This is a genomic window from Staphylococcus sp. GDY8P94P (genome assembly GCF_017892255.1).
In the GTDB taxonomy this organism is placed as follows: domain Bacteria; phylum Bacillota; class Bacilli; order Staphylococcales; family Staphylococcaceae; genus Staphylococcus; species Staphylococcus cohnii.
Genome location: NZ_JAESKU010000007.1, coordinates 149,937 through 167,258, shown reverse-complemented (window position 1 = coordinate 167,258; position 17,322 = coordinate 149,937). Strand labels below are relative to the sequence as shown.

Annotated in this window: 13 protein-coding genes and 1 pseudogene; 13 read left to right on the top strand and 1 reads right to left on the bottom strand. The window is 33.5% G+C overall.

From position 1 onward, the window contains the following. Positions 1-34 precede the first annotated feature (34 nt). From sdaAB to recG, 3 genes are read left to right on the top strand one after another with little or no spacing between them, the layout of a single operon-like run. A complete protein-coding gene (sdaAB, locus tag KA926_RS04175) occupies positions 35-700 on the top strand; it encodes an L-serine ammonia-lyase, iron-sulfur-dependent subunit beta (RefSeq protein WP_040030555.1) in 666 nt (221 codons plus the stop codon). Between the two features lie 13 nt (positions 701-713). Beyond that, a complete protein-coding gene (gene sdaAA / locus KA926_RS04170; protein WP_019467946.1) occupies positions 714-1,583 on the top strand; it encodes an L-serine ammonia-lyase, iron-sulfur-dependent, subunit alpha in 870 nt (289 codons plus the stop codon). Between the two features lies 1 nt (position 1,584). After that, a complete protein-coding gene (gene recG / locus KA926_RS04165) occupies positions 1,585-3,630 on the top strand; it encodes an ATP-dependent DNA helicase RecG (RefSeq protein ID WP_210143643.1) in 2,046 nt (681 codons plus the stop codon). A gap of 65 nt (positions 3,631-3,695) precedes the next feature. Here recG and KA926_RS13900 read toward each other — a convergent pair. Continuing rightward, a pseudogene (locus KA926_RS13900) lies at positions 3,696-5,255 on the bottom strand (M4 family metallopeptidase). A gap of 280 nt (positions 5,256-5,535) precedes the next feature. On the opposite strand from KA926_RS13900, the gene fapR reads away from it, so the two are divergent. The 10 genes from fapR (at position 5,536) to ffh (ending at position 16,899) form a co-directional block, all read left to right on the top strand. Next, entirely contained in the window at positions 5,536-6,105 is a 570-nt protein-coding gene (gene fapR / locus KA926_RS04155) for a transcription factor FapR (protein WP_192946743.1), read from the top strand. After that, a complete protein-coding gene (plsX, locus tag KA926_RS04150; RefSeq protein WP_192946742.1) occupies positions 6,098-7,084 on the top strand; it encodes a phosphate acyltransferase PlsX in 987 nt (328 codons plus the stop codon). The genes fapR and plsX overlap by 8 nt, the downstream gene beginning before the upstream one ends. After that, positions 7,077-8,003, top strand: a complete 927-nt coding sequence (gene fabD / locus KA926_RS04145; protein ID WP_192946741.1) for an ACP S-malonyltransferase — start codon at positions 7,077-7,079, stop codon at positions 8,001-8,003. Before plsX ends, fabD begins: the two co-directional genes overlap by 8 nt. Next, positions 7,996-8,733, top strand: coding sequence for a 3-oxoacyl-[acyl-carrier-protein] reductase (gene fabG, locus KA926_RS04140; protein ID WP_192946740.1), 738 nt, complete (start codon positions 7,996-7,998; stop codon positions 8,731-8,733). Before fabD ends, fabG begins: the two co-directional genes overlap by 8 nt. A gap of 161 nt (positions 8,734-8,894) precedes the next feature. Next, positions 8,895-9,128, top strand: coding sequence for an acyl carrier protein (locus KA926_RS04135; RefSeq protein ID WP_019467939.1), 234 nt, complete (start codon positions 8,895-8,897; stop codon positions 9,126-9,128). A 249-nt stretch (positions 9,129-9,377) separates the two neighbouring features. Further along, positions 9,378-10,088 (top strand): ribonuclease III, encoded by a 711-nt coding sequence (rnc, locus tag KA926_RS04130; protein WP_419109911.1) that lies wholly within the window; start codon positions 9,378-9,380, stop codon positions 10,086-10,088. 296 nt (positions 10,089-10,384) lie between these two features. Then, positions 10,385-13,954 carry a chromosome segregation protein SMC gene (smc, locus tag KA926_RS04125; RefSeq protein ID WP_192946738.1) on the top strand — a complete coding sequence of 1,190 codons (3,570 nt, stop codon included), beginning with the start codon at positions 10,385-10,387 and terminating at the stop codon, positions 13,952-13,954. Further along, complete coding sequence (gene ftsY, locus KA926_RS04120; protein ID WP_192946737.1) at positions 13,951-15,186, top strand: signal recognition particle-docking protein FtsY; 1,236 nt, start codon at positions 13,951-13,953, stop codon at positions 15,184-15,186. Before smc ends, ftsY begins: the two co-directional genes overlap by 4 nt. Next, on the top strand, positions 15,173-15,505 hold the full coding sequence (locus KA926_RS04115; protein ID WP_040030561.1) for a putative DNA-binding protein: 333 nt from the start codon (positions 15,173-15,175) through the stop codon (positions 15,503-15,505). Before ftsY ends, KA926_RS04115 begins: the two co-directional genes overlap by 14 nt. A 26-nt stretch (positions 15,506-15,531) precedes the next feature. Beyond that, positions 15,532-16,899, top strand: coding sequence for a signal recognition particle protein (gene ffh / locus KA926_RS04110; protein ID WP_107384512.1), 1,368 nt, complete (start codon positions 15,532-15,534; stop codon positions 16,897-16,899). Positions 16,900-17,322 lie beyond the last annotated feature (423 nt).

The following is a 17,322-nucleotide window of genomic DNA, read 5'->3' as shown; positions in this document are numbered from 1 at the left end:
TAGAATGATTAAAAATAAGGGTGGGGTATCCATTATGAAATATAAAACAGTTTTCGATATAATTGGTCCAACAATGGTTGGTCCATCATCTTCACATACAGCAGGTGCAGTCAGAATTGGGTTAGTAGCTAAAGATTTATTTAATGAAATACCAAAACAAGTTGATATATATTTGTATGGCTCATTTATGGAAACATATAAGGGTCATGGTACTGATGTTGCACTTGTAGGTGGTTTATTAGGATATGATACAGACGATGATCGAATCCAAAAAAGTTTGGAAACTGCTGAAGAAATTGGGATGAAAGTAAATTTTATTGAAATGGCAGAAGAACGCTCTCATCCAAATACTGCAATTATTAATATGAGAGACGGAGAAAAAGAAATTTCTGTTGAAGGTGTATCTATCGGTGGTGGTAAAATAGAGGTTGTTGCAATCAATGGTTTTAGTATTGCAATTAGTGGCAATTATCCAGCACTTTTAGTATTCCATAAAGATACGTTCGGTACGATTGGACGCGTAGCTAATATTTTAGGTGATTCCAGTATTAATGTTGGAAGCATGCAAGTTTCAAGAAAAGAAAAAGGTGACCAAGCATTAATGACTTGTGAATTAGATGATGCTATCAATGATGAAATAATAGAAAAAATAAAAAACGTCGATGGTGTAGTGACAGTCTCACTCATGGGCGACGCCTAATGGAGGGTTATCAATGTTTAAAAGTGTGAAAGAACTCATTGAAAAATGTGAGACAGAAAATAAAAAAATATATGAAGTGATGCTCGAGCAAGAAATGGAAGTTACGGGTCTATCAGAAGAAGAAGTATATGCACATATGGATAAGAATTTACAAACTATGGAAAATGCTTTAGATGAAGGCTTAGAAGGTGTTACTTCAACGACTGGTTTAACGGGTGGAGATGCTGTTTTAATCAAAGAATACTTAAAAACAGGTAAATCTTTATCTGGTGCAACATTATTAGACGCTGTGAGTAAAGCAGTAGCAACAAATGAAGTAAACGCTGCAATGGGGAAAATTTGTGCTACACCAACAGCTGGTTCAGCTGGGGTAGTTCCCGGCGTTCTATTTGGTTTGAAACCACGACTAGAGCCAACGCGTAAAGATATGTTGAATTTCTTACTTACTTCAGGTGCATTTGGATTTGTTGTAGCAAATAATGCATCGATATCTGGTGCGGCAGGAGGTTGCCAGGCTGAAGTTGGCTCTGCTGCGGCTATGGCAGCAGGTGCAACAGTTGAGCTTGCAGGTGGTACACCTCAACAATCTTCTGAAGCTTTTGCAATTTGTTTGAAAAATATGCTAGGTTTAGTATGTGACCCAGTAGCTGGTTTAGTAGAAGTACCTTGTGTAAAAAGAAATGCAGCTGGAGCATCTAATGCAATCGTATCAGCAGATATGGCATTAGCAGGTGTAACTTCTAGAATACCGACAGATGAAGTTATAGAAGCGATGTATAAAATAGGGCAAACGATGCCTTCAGCATTGCGTGAAACTGGTCGTGGAGGTTTAGCAGGCACACCGACAGGACAGCGTTTAAAACAAGAAATATTTGGTGATTAAAATGTCAAAAGTCAATTTAATAGAAAGTCCATTTCCTTTATCTCAAATCAAAGGTTTAGGTCCGAAAAGATTAGCGGTATTAAATGAATTGAACATTTATACAGTAGAGGATTTAATTTTATATCTACCAACGCGTTATGAAGACAATACTGTAATTGACTTGAATGAAGCAGAAGATCAAGCGATGGTGACTGTTGTTGGGGAAGTATACTCAACACCCACTGTCGCTTTTTTTGGTAGGAATAAATCTAAACTTAAAGTTCATCTAATGGTTAATAATATTGCTGTAAAATGCGTATTTTTTAACCAACCTTATCTGAAAAATAAATTAGAATTACACCAAACGATTACGATTAAAGGTAAATGGAATAGAAACAAGCAAGAAATTAACGGAAATCGAATGTTTTTTAATCAATCAGCGATGGATGATGTACAATTTGAACCTATTTATCGAATTAAAGAGGGGATAAAGCAAAAACCACTACGTGATATGATTAGGCAAGTATTAGGACATATCACGATTCATGAATGGATATCAGATTCGTTAAGAGCAAAATATAAATTAGAAACGCTAGAAGATACAATTAAAACATTGCACCTTGCGCCTGATAAAACCTCATTACTCAAAGCTAGAAGAACATACGCCTTTATTGAATTATTTATGTTTGAACTAAGAATGCAATGGCTAAATAGATTGGAAAAAATATCAGATGAGGCAATCGAAATTGATTATGATATTCAATTAGTTAGAAATTTTATAGCAAGTTTGCCATTTGAATTAACCGACGCACAAAAAGAAAGTGTCAATGAGATATTTAGAGATTTAAAAGCACCCATCCGTATGCATAGATTATTACAAGGTGATGTTGGCTCAGGGAAAACAGTAGTAGCTGCAATTTGTATGTATGCATTAAAAACGGCAGGTTATCAATCTGCTTTAATGGTACCTACAGAAATACTTGCCGAACAGCACGCTGAAAGTCTTGCGGAGATATTTGGTGACAGAATGAATATTGCTTTACTTACAGGTTCTGTTAAAGGGAAAAAGCGCAGAATTTTGTTGGAACAACTTGAGCAAAATGAGATAGATTGTATTATTGGAACACATGCGCTTATTCAAGATGATGTTGTGTTTAATAATGTCGGTCTTGTAATTACAGATGAACAGCATCGTTTTGGTGTCAATCAACGACAATTGTTGAGAGAAAAGGGTGCTATGACAAATGTTTTGTTTATGACAGCGACACCTATTCCACGTACATTAGCGATTTCAGTTTTTGGAGAGATGGATGTATCCTCAATCAAACAGTTACCAAAAGGTAGGAAACCTATTATAACTTCTTGGTCTAAGCATGAAGCATATGAAAGTGTATTAAAACAAATGTCTGCTGAATTAAAAAAAGGTAGACAAGCATATGTGATTTGTCCATTGATAGAAAGTTCAGAGCATTTAGAAGATGTACAAAATGTTGTTGAATTATTCGAGTCTTTACAAGTTTATTATGGTACTGAAAAAGTTGGATTACTTCATGGTAAATTAACTTCTGAAGAAAAAGATCAAGTGATGCAACAATTTAGTAAGCATGAAATTGATATATTAGTGTCTACAACTGTTGTAGAAGTGGGCGTTAATGTACCAAATGCAACATTTATGATGATTTACGATGCAGATCGTTTTGGATTATCGACTTTGCACCAATTAAGAGGGCGTGTTGGTAGAAGTGAACATCAAAGCTATTGTGTATTAATCGCTTCTCCTAAAACAGAAACAGGAATAGAACGTATGAATGTAATGACCCAAACAACAGATGGCTTTGAATTAAGTGAACGCGACTTAGAAATGAGAGGACCTGGTGATTTCTTTGGTGTAAAACAAAGTGGATTACCTGATTTCTTAGTAGCCAATGTAGTTGAAGATTACAAAATGTTAGAAGTAGCAAGAGATGAGGCAGCAGAATTAATACAATCTGGTGCATTTTTTGAAGATGAGTATCAAAGGTTAAGAACTTTTGTAGAAGATAATTTACTATATACAAGCTTCGATTAACCAAATAATATAAAAAAACAGCAATTTAGTACAGGTTTCGCTAAACTGCTGTTTTTTAATATTTACTAATCAACCCCTACATCAGTCCACGCTTGCTCTATGGACTTTGATTCGGTACTATCATGACCATATAATTCATCTGAAGCTTGTTTTAAAGCAATTTTAGCATCAGAAAATTCAGCGTTGGATGTCAAATATTGCGTTAATGCTAGATAGTATATTTGTTCAGCCTTATCTTTACCAATAGATTGTATAGTAAGATATGCTGCTTTGTTTGGAATACCACTATTAATATGAACACCACCATTATCTTCAGAGCCAGTATAAAATTGGTCCATATGTGCTGGTTGATCATATTTTTCTGGATTTTTTAAGCTTCTTAACGCATCACCATCTTGTTTGGGTGTATATACATCTTCTCCCATTAACCAGTTATCAGGATCTATAAAATATCCAAAAACATCTGAAAAAGATTCGTTGAGCGCACCAGATTGGTTTGCATATTCTAAATTAGCAGTTCTTTCTGTCACTGCATGCGTTAATTCATGAGCGACAATATCTTTAGCGCCTGATAAAGGATTAAATATTTGACCATCACCATCACCATAAACCATATATTGTCCAGTCCATGCAGCATTATTATAGTTCTTATCAAAGTGTACGACAGAATTAATGTCAGCAGCATTACCGTCGTAACTATTTCTGCCGTGCGTATTTAAATAATAATCATAAACTGCTTTTGCGTAATAGTGTGCATCGACACCCGGACGTTGTTGTTTTTCATCAAAATGTTTTGAATCGTGAGTGATAGGAGAAAATCGATCAATGGTTTCATCGGCACTTTTAGTATTAATATGCGCATCTGTAGTTGTATCATTTAAAGTATATTGTCCACCGTTACTAGAAACGTTAAGTGGTGATTTTTTATCCCCGTTCACTCCGATACCAGAACCTTCTTCCGAAGCATGTTCAATCACATTTTGTTTTTTTAATATTTCCCCAGTACTAGCATCCACTTGTATTTGCCAATGCGCAAGTTTTGGAGATACGTAATTTAATTCAATATTATGTATAAATCTTTCCTTTTCACTATTAATATCTAATTTGTTTTTAGACACTATTTTAAAACCATCTATGTTTGCAACATCATTACTTTTTTTACCAATCGCTTTAAAGGCTAATTTTTATGCTTGAGAAGATGAAATGTTTACTTTGTTTTTAACGTCGATATGTTGTCTGCGTATATGCCCATTAATGAGTGATACCTTACCATCTCGGTTGACATGGACTTTTATCGTACTATCGTCTGCTAATACATTATTGATTTTTGGCTTTAATTCATAATGCGAAACGCCAGTTGAATCAGTATTGCTATTGATTACTTTATATTGTTTAAACGCATTTTTATTAATTGATTCCGTTTTAGTTTTATTATTATTGTTAAGCATAGACGTAGCATTGTTTTGAAGGTAATTTTCTACATCAGTTTTATTGGAAATTTTTGTTTCAGTTGAACTTTCTAAGCGTTCAGGAATGATACTATTTATTTCTTTTGCGTTGGACTGAGTAGAGATAGTTGCAAAAAATGTTGCTGAAAGTAATGCACTGGTTACTACTTTTTTCATTGTTTTTAACCCCTTTGAATTGGAAAGTATAATCTATTTATTTCTTGATAGTTAAGAATTTTTAAAATTATACATATTATTTTTATATAATTTAACATACTATTATTTCGAATTATATATTAACTACAAAAAACTTTTTTATTTTGGCAATAAGGGTGTTCAGTTTTAACTGATATATTGTAGAAAGTCTTATGTTTTTAGTTGAGCAATTGAAATAGAAAGTGTTATGATATGTGAGGAATGTTTAAGACTTGGTACTAAAATTGGGGAGTAGTAAACTATGAAATTAAAAAAACAAGAACGTCGTGAAGCAATTAAAAAAGAAATAGAAAAAAATCCCTTTATTACTGATCTTGATTTAAGCAGTCTTTTTTCAGTCAGTATCCAAACAATAAGATTGGACCGTACACACTTAAATATTCCTGAGTTGAGAAAAAGAATAAAATCCGTTGCTCGAAAAAATTACGAAAGTATTCGGTCTATTGACGGAAGTGAAATCATAGGTGATGTGATTAACGTAGAACCTGATCATGAAGCAACATCTCTGATTAATATTGATGAAGATTCAGTATTTACAAGAAATAAAATTGCCAGAGGTCATGTGTTGTTTGCACAGGCCAATTCATTATGTGTGGCACTTATACATAAACCAATCGTTTTAACTAAAGAAAGTAACGTTTCATTTTTAAAACAAGTTAAATTAAATGATACGGTACGTGCTGAAGCACAAGCTGTTGAAATAACTAATAAATATTTTAAGATAAAAGTAAGTTCGTATGTCAAAGATACTTTAGTATTTAGAGGTACCTTCAAAATGTATTATACAAGTGAGGATGAACAAAATGGTTAAAATAGCTATCGACATGATGGGTGGCGATGATGCACCTGGCATCGTTTTAGAAGCTGTTGAAAAAGCGGTCAATGATTTTAAAGATTTAGAAATTATATTATTTGGTGATCAAAATAAATGTAATATTAACCACAGTCGAGTGGAAGTGCGTCACTGTACAGAAGCAATAACGATGGAAGATGAACCTGTAAGAGCAATTAAACGAAAAAAAAATAGTTCCATGGTGCGCATGGCTGAAGCAGTAAAATCTGGAGAAGCAGATGGTTGTGTATCAGCTGGGAATACGGGTGCTTTAATGTCAGCAGGATTGTTTATAGTTGGTAGGATTAAAGGTGTTGAAAGACCAGCATTAGTGCTCACTTTACCAACTGTCTCAGGCAAAGGTTTTGTATTTATGGATGTTGGTGCAAATGCGGATGCTAAAGCCGAACATTTATTGCAATATGCGCAATTAGGCAATATTTATGCACAAAAAATACGTAATATTGAACAACCTTCTGTAGCATTACTTAATATAGGAACTGAAGCTGCTAAAGGGAATACATTAACTAAAAAAGCATTCAATTTAATGGAAGAACAGCAAGAATTTCATTTTGCTGGTAATGTGGAAGCTAAAGTATTAATGGATGATGCTGCAGATGTCGTTGTTACGGATGGCTATACTGGTAACATGATTCTAAAAAATCTAGAAGGTGTAGCAAAATCTATAGGAAAAATGTTGAAAACGACACTTTTAAGTAATTTCAAAAATAAGTTGGCAGCATTAGTCTTGCGTAAAGATTTAAATGAGATAACTACAAAAATGGACTATGCAGAATACGGTGGCTCAGTTTTACTGGGATTGAATGGTATCGTTGTTAAAGCGCATGGTAGTTCTAATGCCAAGGCATTTTATTCAGCAATTCGTCAAGCTAAGGTTGCCGGAGAATTAAATATAGTAGATACAATGAGAGAAACGGTGGGGTCAAAAAATGGGTAAAACAGCGATTATCTTTCCTGGACAAGGGTCACAAAAAGTAGGCATGGCTAGTGATTTGTTTAATGAAAATGATGCAGCAACATCAATTCTAAATGAAGCGCAAACACAATTGGATTTTGATATTTTAGAAACAATGTTTGAAGATGCCGAAGATAAGTTAGGCCAAACTGAAAATACACAACCAGCATTACTAACGCATAGCACTGCATTATTAAAGGCGTTAAATCAGATCAATGCAGATTATACGATGGGGCATAGCTTAGGTGAATACGCAAGTTTAGTAGCGAGCGGTGTACTAAAGTTTGAAGATGCGGTAAAAATAGTACGTAAACGTGGGCAATTAATGTCAGCAGCTTTTCCTGATGGTGTTGGTAGTATGGCGGCTGTACTAGGTTTAAATTACAGTGAAGTTGATGATATTTGTAAACAACTTTCAACAGAAGACGAAATCATAGAACCTGCTAATATAAATGCACCTGGACAAATTGTGGTTTCAGGGCATAAAACGTTGATAGATCAACTCGTTGCTGAAGGGAAATCTATGGGTGCAAAACGTGTCATGCCTTTAGCCGTTTCTGGACCATTCCATTCATCAATGATGCAAGTCATTGAATCAGATTTTGCAAATTATATCGAGCAATTTGAGTGGAACGATGCGCATTACCCAGTTGTCCAAAATGTAAATGCTAAAGGTGAAACAGACGCTAAAATAATTAAAGCAAATATGATTAAACAATTATATTCTCCGGTTCAATTTATAGATTCTACAAAATGGTTACTCGACCAAGGTGTAGATCATTTTATAGAAATTGGACCAGGTAAAGTACTTTCAGGATTAATTAAAAAAATAAATAGAGATGTTAAACTCACTTCAATTCAAACATTAGAAGACGTAAAAGGGTGGAATGAAAATGACTAAAAATGCATTAGTAACTGGAGCATCTAGAGGTATTGGTCGTAGTATAGCAATTCAATTAGCTGAAGAAGGTTATAACGTAGCAGTAAATTTTGCAGGTAATAAAGAAAAAGCAGAAGCTGTAGTAGCAGAAATCAAAGCTAAAGGTGTAGAAAGTTTTGCAATTCAAGCTAATGTTGCCAATGGTGATGAAGTAAAAGCAATGATTAAAGAAGTGGTAAGCCAATTTGGTACAGTCGATGTATTAGTCAACAATGCAGGTATAACTAGAGATAATTTATTGATGCGTATGAAAGAAAGCGAATGGGATGACGTTATCGACACTAATTTAAAAGGTGTATTTAACTGTATTCAAAAAGTAACACCACAAATGTTACGACAAAGAAGTGGTTCAATCATCAATTTATCTAGCGTAGTTGGTGCAGTCGGTAATCCTGGTCAAGCTAATTATGTGGCGACAAAAGCAGGCGTTATTGGTTTGACTAAATCTGCTGCGAAGGAATTAGCTTCAAGAAATATTACAGTTAACGCTGTTGCACCAGGATTTATTGTTTCTGACATGACAGATGCGTTGACAGATGATTTAAAAGACCAAATGCTTCAACAAATTCCATTATCAAGATTCGGTGAAGACACTGATATTGCAAATACAGTAGCGTTTTTAGCTTCAGACAAAGCAAAATATATTACTGGTCAAACATTACATGTTAATGGTGGCATGTTCATGGAATAGTGTTAACTGAAAAAAATACCATTTTAACATTACTTGATGTGTCTTATATATGTATGTCATGCTTTAAGTATGTAATTCGTCGAAATACTACTTGTATTTCAATGGATAAAATGGGAAAATATAAAAGTCTATCATAGACTTTTAAAAGGAGGTGAATCGACGTGGAAAACTTCGACAAAGTAAAAGATATCATCGTTGACCGTTTAGGTGTTGACGCTGAAAAAGTAACTCAAGATGCATCTTTCAAAGATGATTTAGGCGCTGACTCACTTGATATTGCTGAATTAGTTATGGAATTAGAAGACGAATTTGGTACTGAAATTCCAGATGAAGAAGCTGAAAAAATCAACACAGTTGGTGACGCAGTTAACTTTATCAATAGTATGGAAAAATAATAAACCAATATCTGAGTCGTGGATTTTACGGCTCAGATTTTTTTCTATTAAAAATGATTAATTTTAGCAATAATATTATTAGTATTCGTTAAAAATGTTAAGTGTACGATATATGATAAAATGAACGTATTATTAGTAGTTTTCCCTTTTGTTTTATAATAAATTCACGTAAAATATAAAGGCATAAGTATATACAAAATTACTTTAGACTGAGGTGGAAAAGTATTGACGAATCATAAAAAGAAAGAAATGGTTAATGCATTCCAAGAAAAGTTTTCAAAAAAAATGCAAGAATTAAATTTGAATTTTAATCAAGTAAATTTATACCAACAAGCATTTTCGCATTCGAGCTTCATTAATGACTTTAACATGGACAGATTAGATCATAATGAACGTTTAGAGTTTTTAGGAGATGCGGTATTAGAATTGACGGTTTCACGCTATTTGTTTGATAAATATCCAGAGTTACCTGAAGGTAATTTAACGAAAATGCGTGCGACAATTGTTTGTGAGCCTTCACTTGTAATATTCGCGAATAAAATTGCATTACACGACCTTATCTTATTAGGTAAAGGAGAAGAAAAAACAGGTGGTAGAACAAGACCTTCACTCGTATCAGATGCATTTGAAGCTTTTGTAGGTGCATTATATTTAGACCAAGGACTTGCCGCTGTTTGGAAGTTTGCTGAAAATGTGATTTTTCCATTTGTTGAAGGAGATAAACTTGATGGCGTCGTTGATTTTAAAACACAGTTTCAAGAATATGTGCATCAGCAAAACAAAGGTGACGTTACGTATCGTTTAATAAATGAAGAGGGACCTGCACATCATCGTTTATTTACGTCGGAAGTCATCTTAGAAAATAAGCCAGTTGCGATTGGCAAAGGCAAAACGAAAAAAGAATCGGAACAGCAAGCAGCAGAAAGTGCATACAAACTTTTGAAAAATAAAGAAGTTTAATAACAGTGCAATTGTATAGTGTGATATAGCTCACACGCGATTTATCGCATATTGTACAAAATTGTAATTAATGTAGCATGAGTTAAGCACTGATGTAAAAGTATTTCTAAGAGATTAGTCTATAATGCATTTATTACATGTCTTTAATTGAGGATATTATTTGGTGGAAATGTAATAACTGCAAGTCGTTGTGCCAAATTTATTGATGCACTAATCATATAGAAGCGAGAGCATGAACATAACTGTATTGCGTAGTTTTTATCTCGCATCTGAGAAACACTTTAAAGGAGAATAGCATGGTATATTTGAAATCTATTGATGCCTTTGGATTTAAATCATTTGCTGAACATACAAATGTACAGTTTGATGAAGGTGTCACGGCAATAGTTGGACCTAATGGTAGTGGTAAGAGTAATATTACAGATGCAATAAAGTGGGTATTGGGCGAACAATCCGCGAAATCATTGCGTGGCGCTAAAATGGAAGATATTATTTTTTCTGGTGCAGAGCATAGAAAAGCTCAAAATTTTGCTGAAGTAAAATTAAAATTAGATAATAGTACGGGTAAATTAAATGTTGATACAGAAGAATTAGTAGTCACTCGCCGCTTATATAGGAGTGGGGAAAGTGAATATTATTTAAATAATGACCGGTCACGACTTAAAGATATTATAGAATTATTTTTAGATTCGGGATTAGGAAAAGAAGCATTCAGTATAATATCTCAAGGTCGCGTTGATGAAATTCTTAATGCAAAGCCAATTGATAGAAGACAAATATTGGAAGAATCTGCCGGTGTATTAAAATATAAAAAAAGAAAGGCAACTTCTGTGCAAAAATTAGATCAAACAGAAGACAACCTGACGCGTGTAGAAGATATTTTATTTGATTTAGAAGGTCGTGTCGAACCATTACGAGAAGAGGCTGCAATAGCAAAAGAATATAAACACTTATCTAATGAGATGGAAAAAAGTGATGTGCTAGTCACTGTTTATGATATTGAGCAATATAATCAAAATATTTATGAACTAGACGAAAATCTCAATCGCTTAAAAAGTCAACAAGCTTCAAAAGATGCAGAAAAGGTACAACACACACAATCATTAAATCAATATAAATCTGAACGTCAACAATTAGACGAAACCATCGAATCTTTAAATTTTAAACTGGTTAAAGCAACTGAAGAAGTTGAAAAATTTGCTGGACAGTTAAATGTGTTAGAGGAACGTAAGAAAAATCAATCACAAACCAATGCACGATTTGAAGAAGAACAAGAAAGTCTAGAGACACAAGTCACAAATATAAAACAAGAGCAAGCAGAAGTGAAAGACCAAATAAAACATTTAAAATCCAAACAAACAAATTTAAATGAAGAGATACAACAATATGAATCACAGCTTTATGTGTCCGATGAACAACATGATGAAAAGTTAGAATCAATAAAAGATAAATACTATCAACTTATGTCAGAACAATCAGATGTTAATAATGATATTCGCTTTTTAGAGCATACGATTCAAGAAAATGAAACGAAACAATCACGATTAGATTCGCGCTTATTAGATGCTTATAAAGATTTGAAAAATATTCAAAATCAAATTACTGAAACTGAGAAACAAAGTACCATCGCGAAAAAAGAGTTGAAAAAAGCGGAAAGTGATTTAGCATCTTATGAGAAAAAACTAACACAACTTAAAAATCAACAAAATGAATACGAAGAGAAATTACACCAAGCATACAGATTTAATGAAAAATTAAAATCACGTATCGACAGTTTAGCGACACAGCAAGAAGAATATAGTTATTTTTTCAATGGTGTCAAACACATACTGAAAATGAAAGATAATAAACTTTCTGGCATCCGTGGCGCAGTCGCAGAAGTCATCCATGTGCCTTCGAATTTAACGAAAGCAATTGAAACGGCATTAGGTGCTTCACTGCAACATATCATTGTGGATTCTGAAAAAGATGGTCGTCAAGCAATACAATATTTAAAACAAAATGGTCTTGGAAGAGCTACATTTTTACCATTAAATGTCATTCAACCTCGTAATGTTGCAAGCGATATTTTGAATATAGCAGATAGCTCAACTGGCTTTGTAAACGTTGCTTCAAATGCGATACAAGTTGAAAATGATTATAAACATGTGATTCAAAATTTATTAGGTAATACAATAATTGTAGACAATTTGAAAAATGCTAACGAATTAGCTAGAAAAATTCGTTATAGAACACGTATCGTAACGCTAGAAGGAGATATTGTAAACCCAGGTGGTTCCATGACTGGTGGTGGTGATCGTAAAACTAAAAGTATTTTATCTCAAAAAGATGAGCTTTCAACAATGCGTGCACAATTAGAAGATTATCAACAACAAACTGTTTCATTCGAAAAACAGTTCCAAGCTATTAAAGAAGAGGCTGATGCGTTAAGTAATACTTATTTTGATACGAGTCAAAACTATAATGCGATAAAACAAAACGTACATGAATTTGACTTAGAATTGGATAGGCTACGAAAGCAAGAAACACATTTAAAAAATGAGCATGAGGAATTTGAATTTGAGAAAAATGATGGTTACCAAAGTGAAACAAGTAAGCAAACCTTAAACGACAAAAAGGAACAATTAGCAACAATTCAAGCGCAATTGCAAAAATTAGAAGAAGATATTAATATCTATACAAAATTATCAAAAGAAGGTAAAGAGAGTACAACGTTAATACAACAAAAATTACATCAAAAACAATCTGATTTAGCAGTAATTAAAGAAAGACTAAATACTCAAAAGCAAACTGAATCAAGATTAAATCATCAACTTAAACAATTAAAAGAGCAAAAGCAAAAATTGAGTGAACAAATTGAATTATTTAATTCAGATGAAATAACTGGCGAAAAAGCTTTCGAAACGATTCAAAATAATATTGAACAAAGTAAAAATAATAAAGTAAAATTAACTGAAGATTTAGCTACTATTAAATCACAACGTCAAGCTTTGAATGATACAATTGAGACAACAGAACGTAAATTGGAAGAAGCAAATCAAGATATTTTATCAATTGAAAATCGTTACCAAGATATTAAAGCAGAACAATCTCGTTTAGATGTACTCATTAACCATGCGATAGATCATTTAAGTGAGCAGTATCATCTTACCTTTGAACGAGCAAGTGAATTATATACATTAGAAGAAGATATTGATAGTTTGCGTAAAAAAGTAAAATTAACGAAGATGTCTATAGAAGAATTAGGACCTGTAAACTTAAATGCGATTGAACAATTTGAAGAAATCAATGAACGTTATACTTTCTTAAATGAGCAACGTGCAGATTTAAGAGCAGCCAAAGCGACATTAGAACAATTAATTGAAGAAATGGATAAAGAAGTTAAAGAAAGGTTTAAAGAGACTTTTCATTCCGTACAAGGTCATTTTTCTGAAGTGTTTAAATCATTATTTGGTGGAGGACAAGCAGAGCTGCGCTTGACTGATGATGATTATTTATCAGCAGGGGTAGATATTATCGTCCAACCACCAGGTAAAAAACTACAAAATTTATCATTATTAAGTGGTGGAGAACGTGCTTTAAGTGCAATTGCTTTGTTATTCGCTATTTTAAAAGTGAGATCAGCGCCATTTGTGATTTTAGATGAAGTAGAAGCCGCTTTAGATGAAGCCAATGTTATACGTTATGCGCAGTATTTAAAAGCATTATCAAGTCAAACTCAGTTTATTGTCATAACACATCGTAAAGGTACGATGGAATTTTCAGATCGCTTATACGGTGTAACGATGCAAGAATCAGGTGTATCAAAATTAGTAAGTGTCAATTTAAATACGATTGATGAAGTCATTAAGGAGGAACAAGTATGAGCTTTTTCAAACGACTAAAAGATAAATTCACAACGTCTACAGAAAATCAAAAACCAGACGAAATAGAGCAAGAACAACAATCTGAATTAGATGTAGAACAATCTCAAACATCTGAAGAACCACAAGAAAAAACAAAGCAGCCAAAAAAATTAAAAGAAGCTGATTTTGATGATGACGGATTAATTTCAATTGAGGACTTTGAAGAAATTGAAGCACAGCAATTAGGTGCAAAATTTAGAGCAGGTTTAGAAAAATCTCGCGAAAATTTCCAAGAACAGTTAAATAACTTAATTGCACGTTATCGTAAAGTTGATGAAGATTTCTTTGAAGCATTGGAAGAAATGTTAATAACTGCAGATGTTGGCTTTAATACAGTAATGGAACTCGTAGAAGAATTACGTAACGAAGCACAGCGACGTAATATTTCAGAAACTGAAGATTTACGTGAAGTTATCGTAGAAAAAATTGTAGATATCTATCATCAAGACGATGAACATTCAGAAGTAATGAACATTGAAAATGAAGGATTAAATGTCATTTTAATGGTAGGTGTGAATGGTGTTGGCAAAACGACAACAATCGGTAAATTAGCACATCGTTATCAAGCTGAAGGTAAGAAAGTGATGCTAGCAGCTGGTGATACTTTTAGAGCTGGCGCTATTGAACAACTCAAAGTATGGGGAGAACGTGTTGGTGTGGAAGTAATGAGCCAAAAAGAAGGTTCAGACCCAGCTGCAGTTATGTATGATGCTATCAATGCAGCTAAAAGTAAGGGTGTTGATATTTTAATTTGTGATACTGCAGGTCGCTTACAAAATAAATCTAATTTAATGAATGAATTAGAAAAGGTAAAACGTGTGATAGGCAGAGCCGTACCAGAAGCACCCCATGAAGTACTTCTTTGTTTAGATGCTACTACCGGACAAAATGCATTGTCCCAAGCTAAATCATTCAAAGAGGTTACGAATGTGACTGGTATTGTATTAACTAAGCTGGATGGAACTGCAAAAGGCGGTATCGTTTTAGCGATACGTAATGAATTAAAAATACCAGTTAAATATGTTGGCTTAGGTGAAAAATTAGATGATTTACAACCATTTAATCCAGAAAGTTATGTATATGGACTATTTGCTGATATGATTGAACAAAATGTTGATGATACAGAGGCATCTGACGATAGTACAGATAGCATGGATGTACAGAATGAAGGCAATAAAGATGAGTCAAAATGATTTAATTAAGACAATACGTATGAATTATTTATTTGATTTTTATCAATCATTACTAACGGAAAAACAACGAAACTATCTAGAACTATTTTACCTACAAGATTATTCTTTAAGTGAGATTGCAGATACGTTTGATGTGAGCCGCCAAGCAGTGTATGATAACATAAGAAGAACTGGTGATTTAGTAGAAGATTATGAAGAAAAACTAGGTCTTTATCAAAATTTTGAAAAACGACAAAATATATATGAAGCAATAAAAAAGCATATTGAGGAGCCAGAAAAAATTAAACAGTATCTTCAAGCACTTGAAGATTTAGAATAATTGAGAGTATAAAGGAGGGTATTGATATGGCATTTGAAGGGTTATCCGATCGTCTCCAAGGGACGATGCAAAAAATCCGTGGCAAAGGGAAAGTTACTGAAGCAGATATTAAATTAATGATGCGAGAGGTCCGACTAGCATTACTTGAAGCAGACGTTAACTTTAAAGTCGTAAAGGATTTTGTCAAAACCGTATCAGAACGAGCTTTAGGTTCAGATGTAATGAAGTCTTTAACACCTGGACAACAAGTCATTAAGATAGTACAAGAAGAACTTACACAACTCATGGGTGGCGAAAATGCAACCATCCAGATGGCCAACAAACCCCCAACAGTTGTGATGATGGTTGGTTTACAAGGTGCAGGTAAAACTACAACTGCAGGTAAGTTAGCATTGCTTATGCGTAAAAAATACAACAAAAAACCATTATTAGTTGCAGCCGATATTTATAGACCAGCCGCGATTGATCAATTACAAACTGTAGGTAAGCAAATTGATATTCCTGTATATAGTGAAGGGGATCAAGTTAAGCCACAACAAATTGTAGAAAATGCAATTAAACATGCAAAAGAAGAACATTTAGATTTTGTCATTATTGATACGGCAGGTCGTTTACATGTTGATGAAGCATTAATGGAAGAATTAAGTGATGTAAAAGAAATCACTAAACCTGATGAAATTATGCTTGTTGTTGATGCCATGACTGGTCAAGATGCAGTGAATGTGGCTCAATCGTTTGATGAGCAATTAGAAGTTTCAGGTGTTACCTTGACTAAACTAGATGGTGATACACGTGGTGGTGCTGCTTTATCAATTAGAGCAGTGACACAAAAGCCAATTAAATTTGTTGGTATGAGTGAAAAGTTAGATGGTTTAGAACCATTTCATCCAGAACGTATGGCTTCTCGAATATTAGGTATGGGTGATGTGTTAAGTTTAATAGAAAAAGCGCAACAAGATGTAGATGAAGATAAAGCTAAAGATTTAGAAAAGAAAATGCGTACGTCATCATTTACTTTGGAAGATTTCTTAGAACAATTAGATCAAGTCAAGAACCTTGGTCCATTAGATGACATTATGAAAATGATACCTGGAATGAACAAAATGAAAGGGATGAATAATCTTAATATGGATGATAAACAAATCGACCATATTAAAGCTATTATTCAATCTATGACACCTAATGAACGTAATAACCCCGAAACATTAAATGTATCACGTAAAAAACGTATCGCTAAAGGTTCAGGACGTACTGTTCAAGAAGTTAACAGATTGATGAAACAATTTAATGAAATGAAGAAAATGATGAAACAATTTTCTGGTGGCGGCAAAGGCAAAAAAGGTAAACGTAAACAAATGGAGAATATGTTAAATGGTATGAATTTACCATTTTAACAATTGTCTATAAAATAATTTTTTAAAGAAGTGAACGGGGCATAATTATCATTAACAAAATAAAGGACTAATCCATATGAAAAAATGGATTGGTCCTTTTTATATGGATAACTTGCGATTTTGATCGTGCATGCTTGCCTGGGGATATGGCTCGAGCCTATAGTCTCTCGTCCATATCATTTCCCCGGGCGTCATCACGATGCAAAATCGTTAGGAATATTTCTCAAGATACAAAAGAAAAGGTTCATTTAAAACAATTCATTAATCCTAATAAATTAAGGATGTTCTTATTTTAAAAAGTTAATAACATGAATTAGTGTGAAATAATAAGTAATAAAGAATCGGTCCTTTTTATATGAGAATAACTTGCGATTTTGATCGTGCATGCTTGCCTGGGGATATGGCTCGAGCCTATAGTCTCTC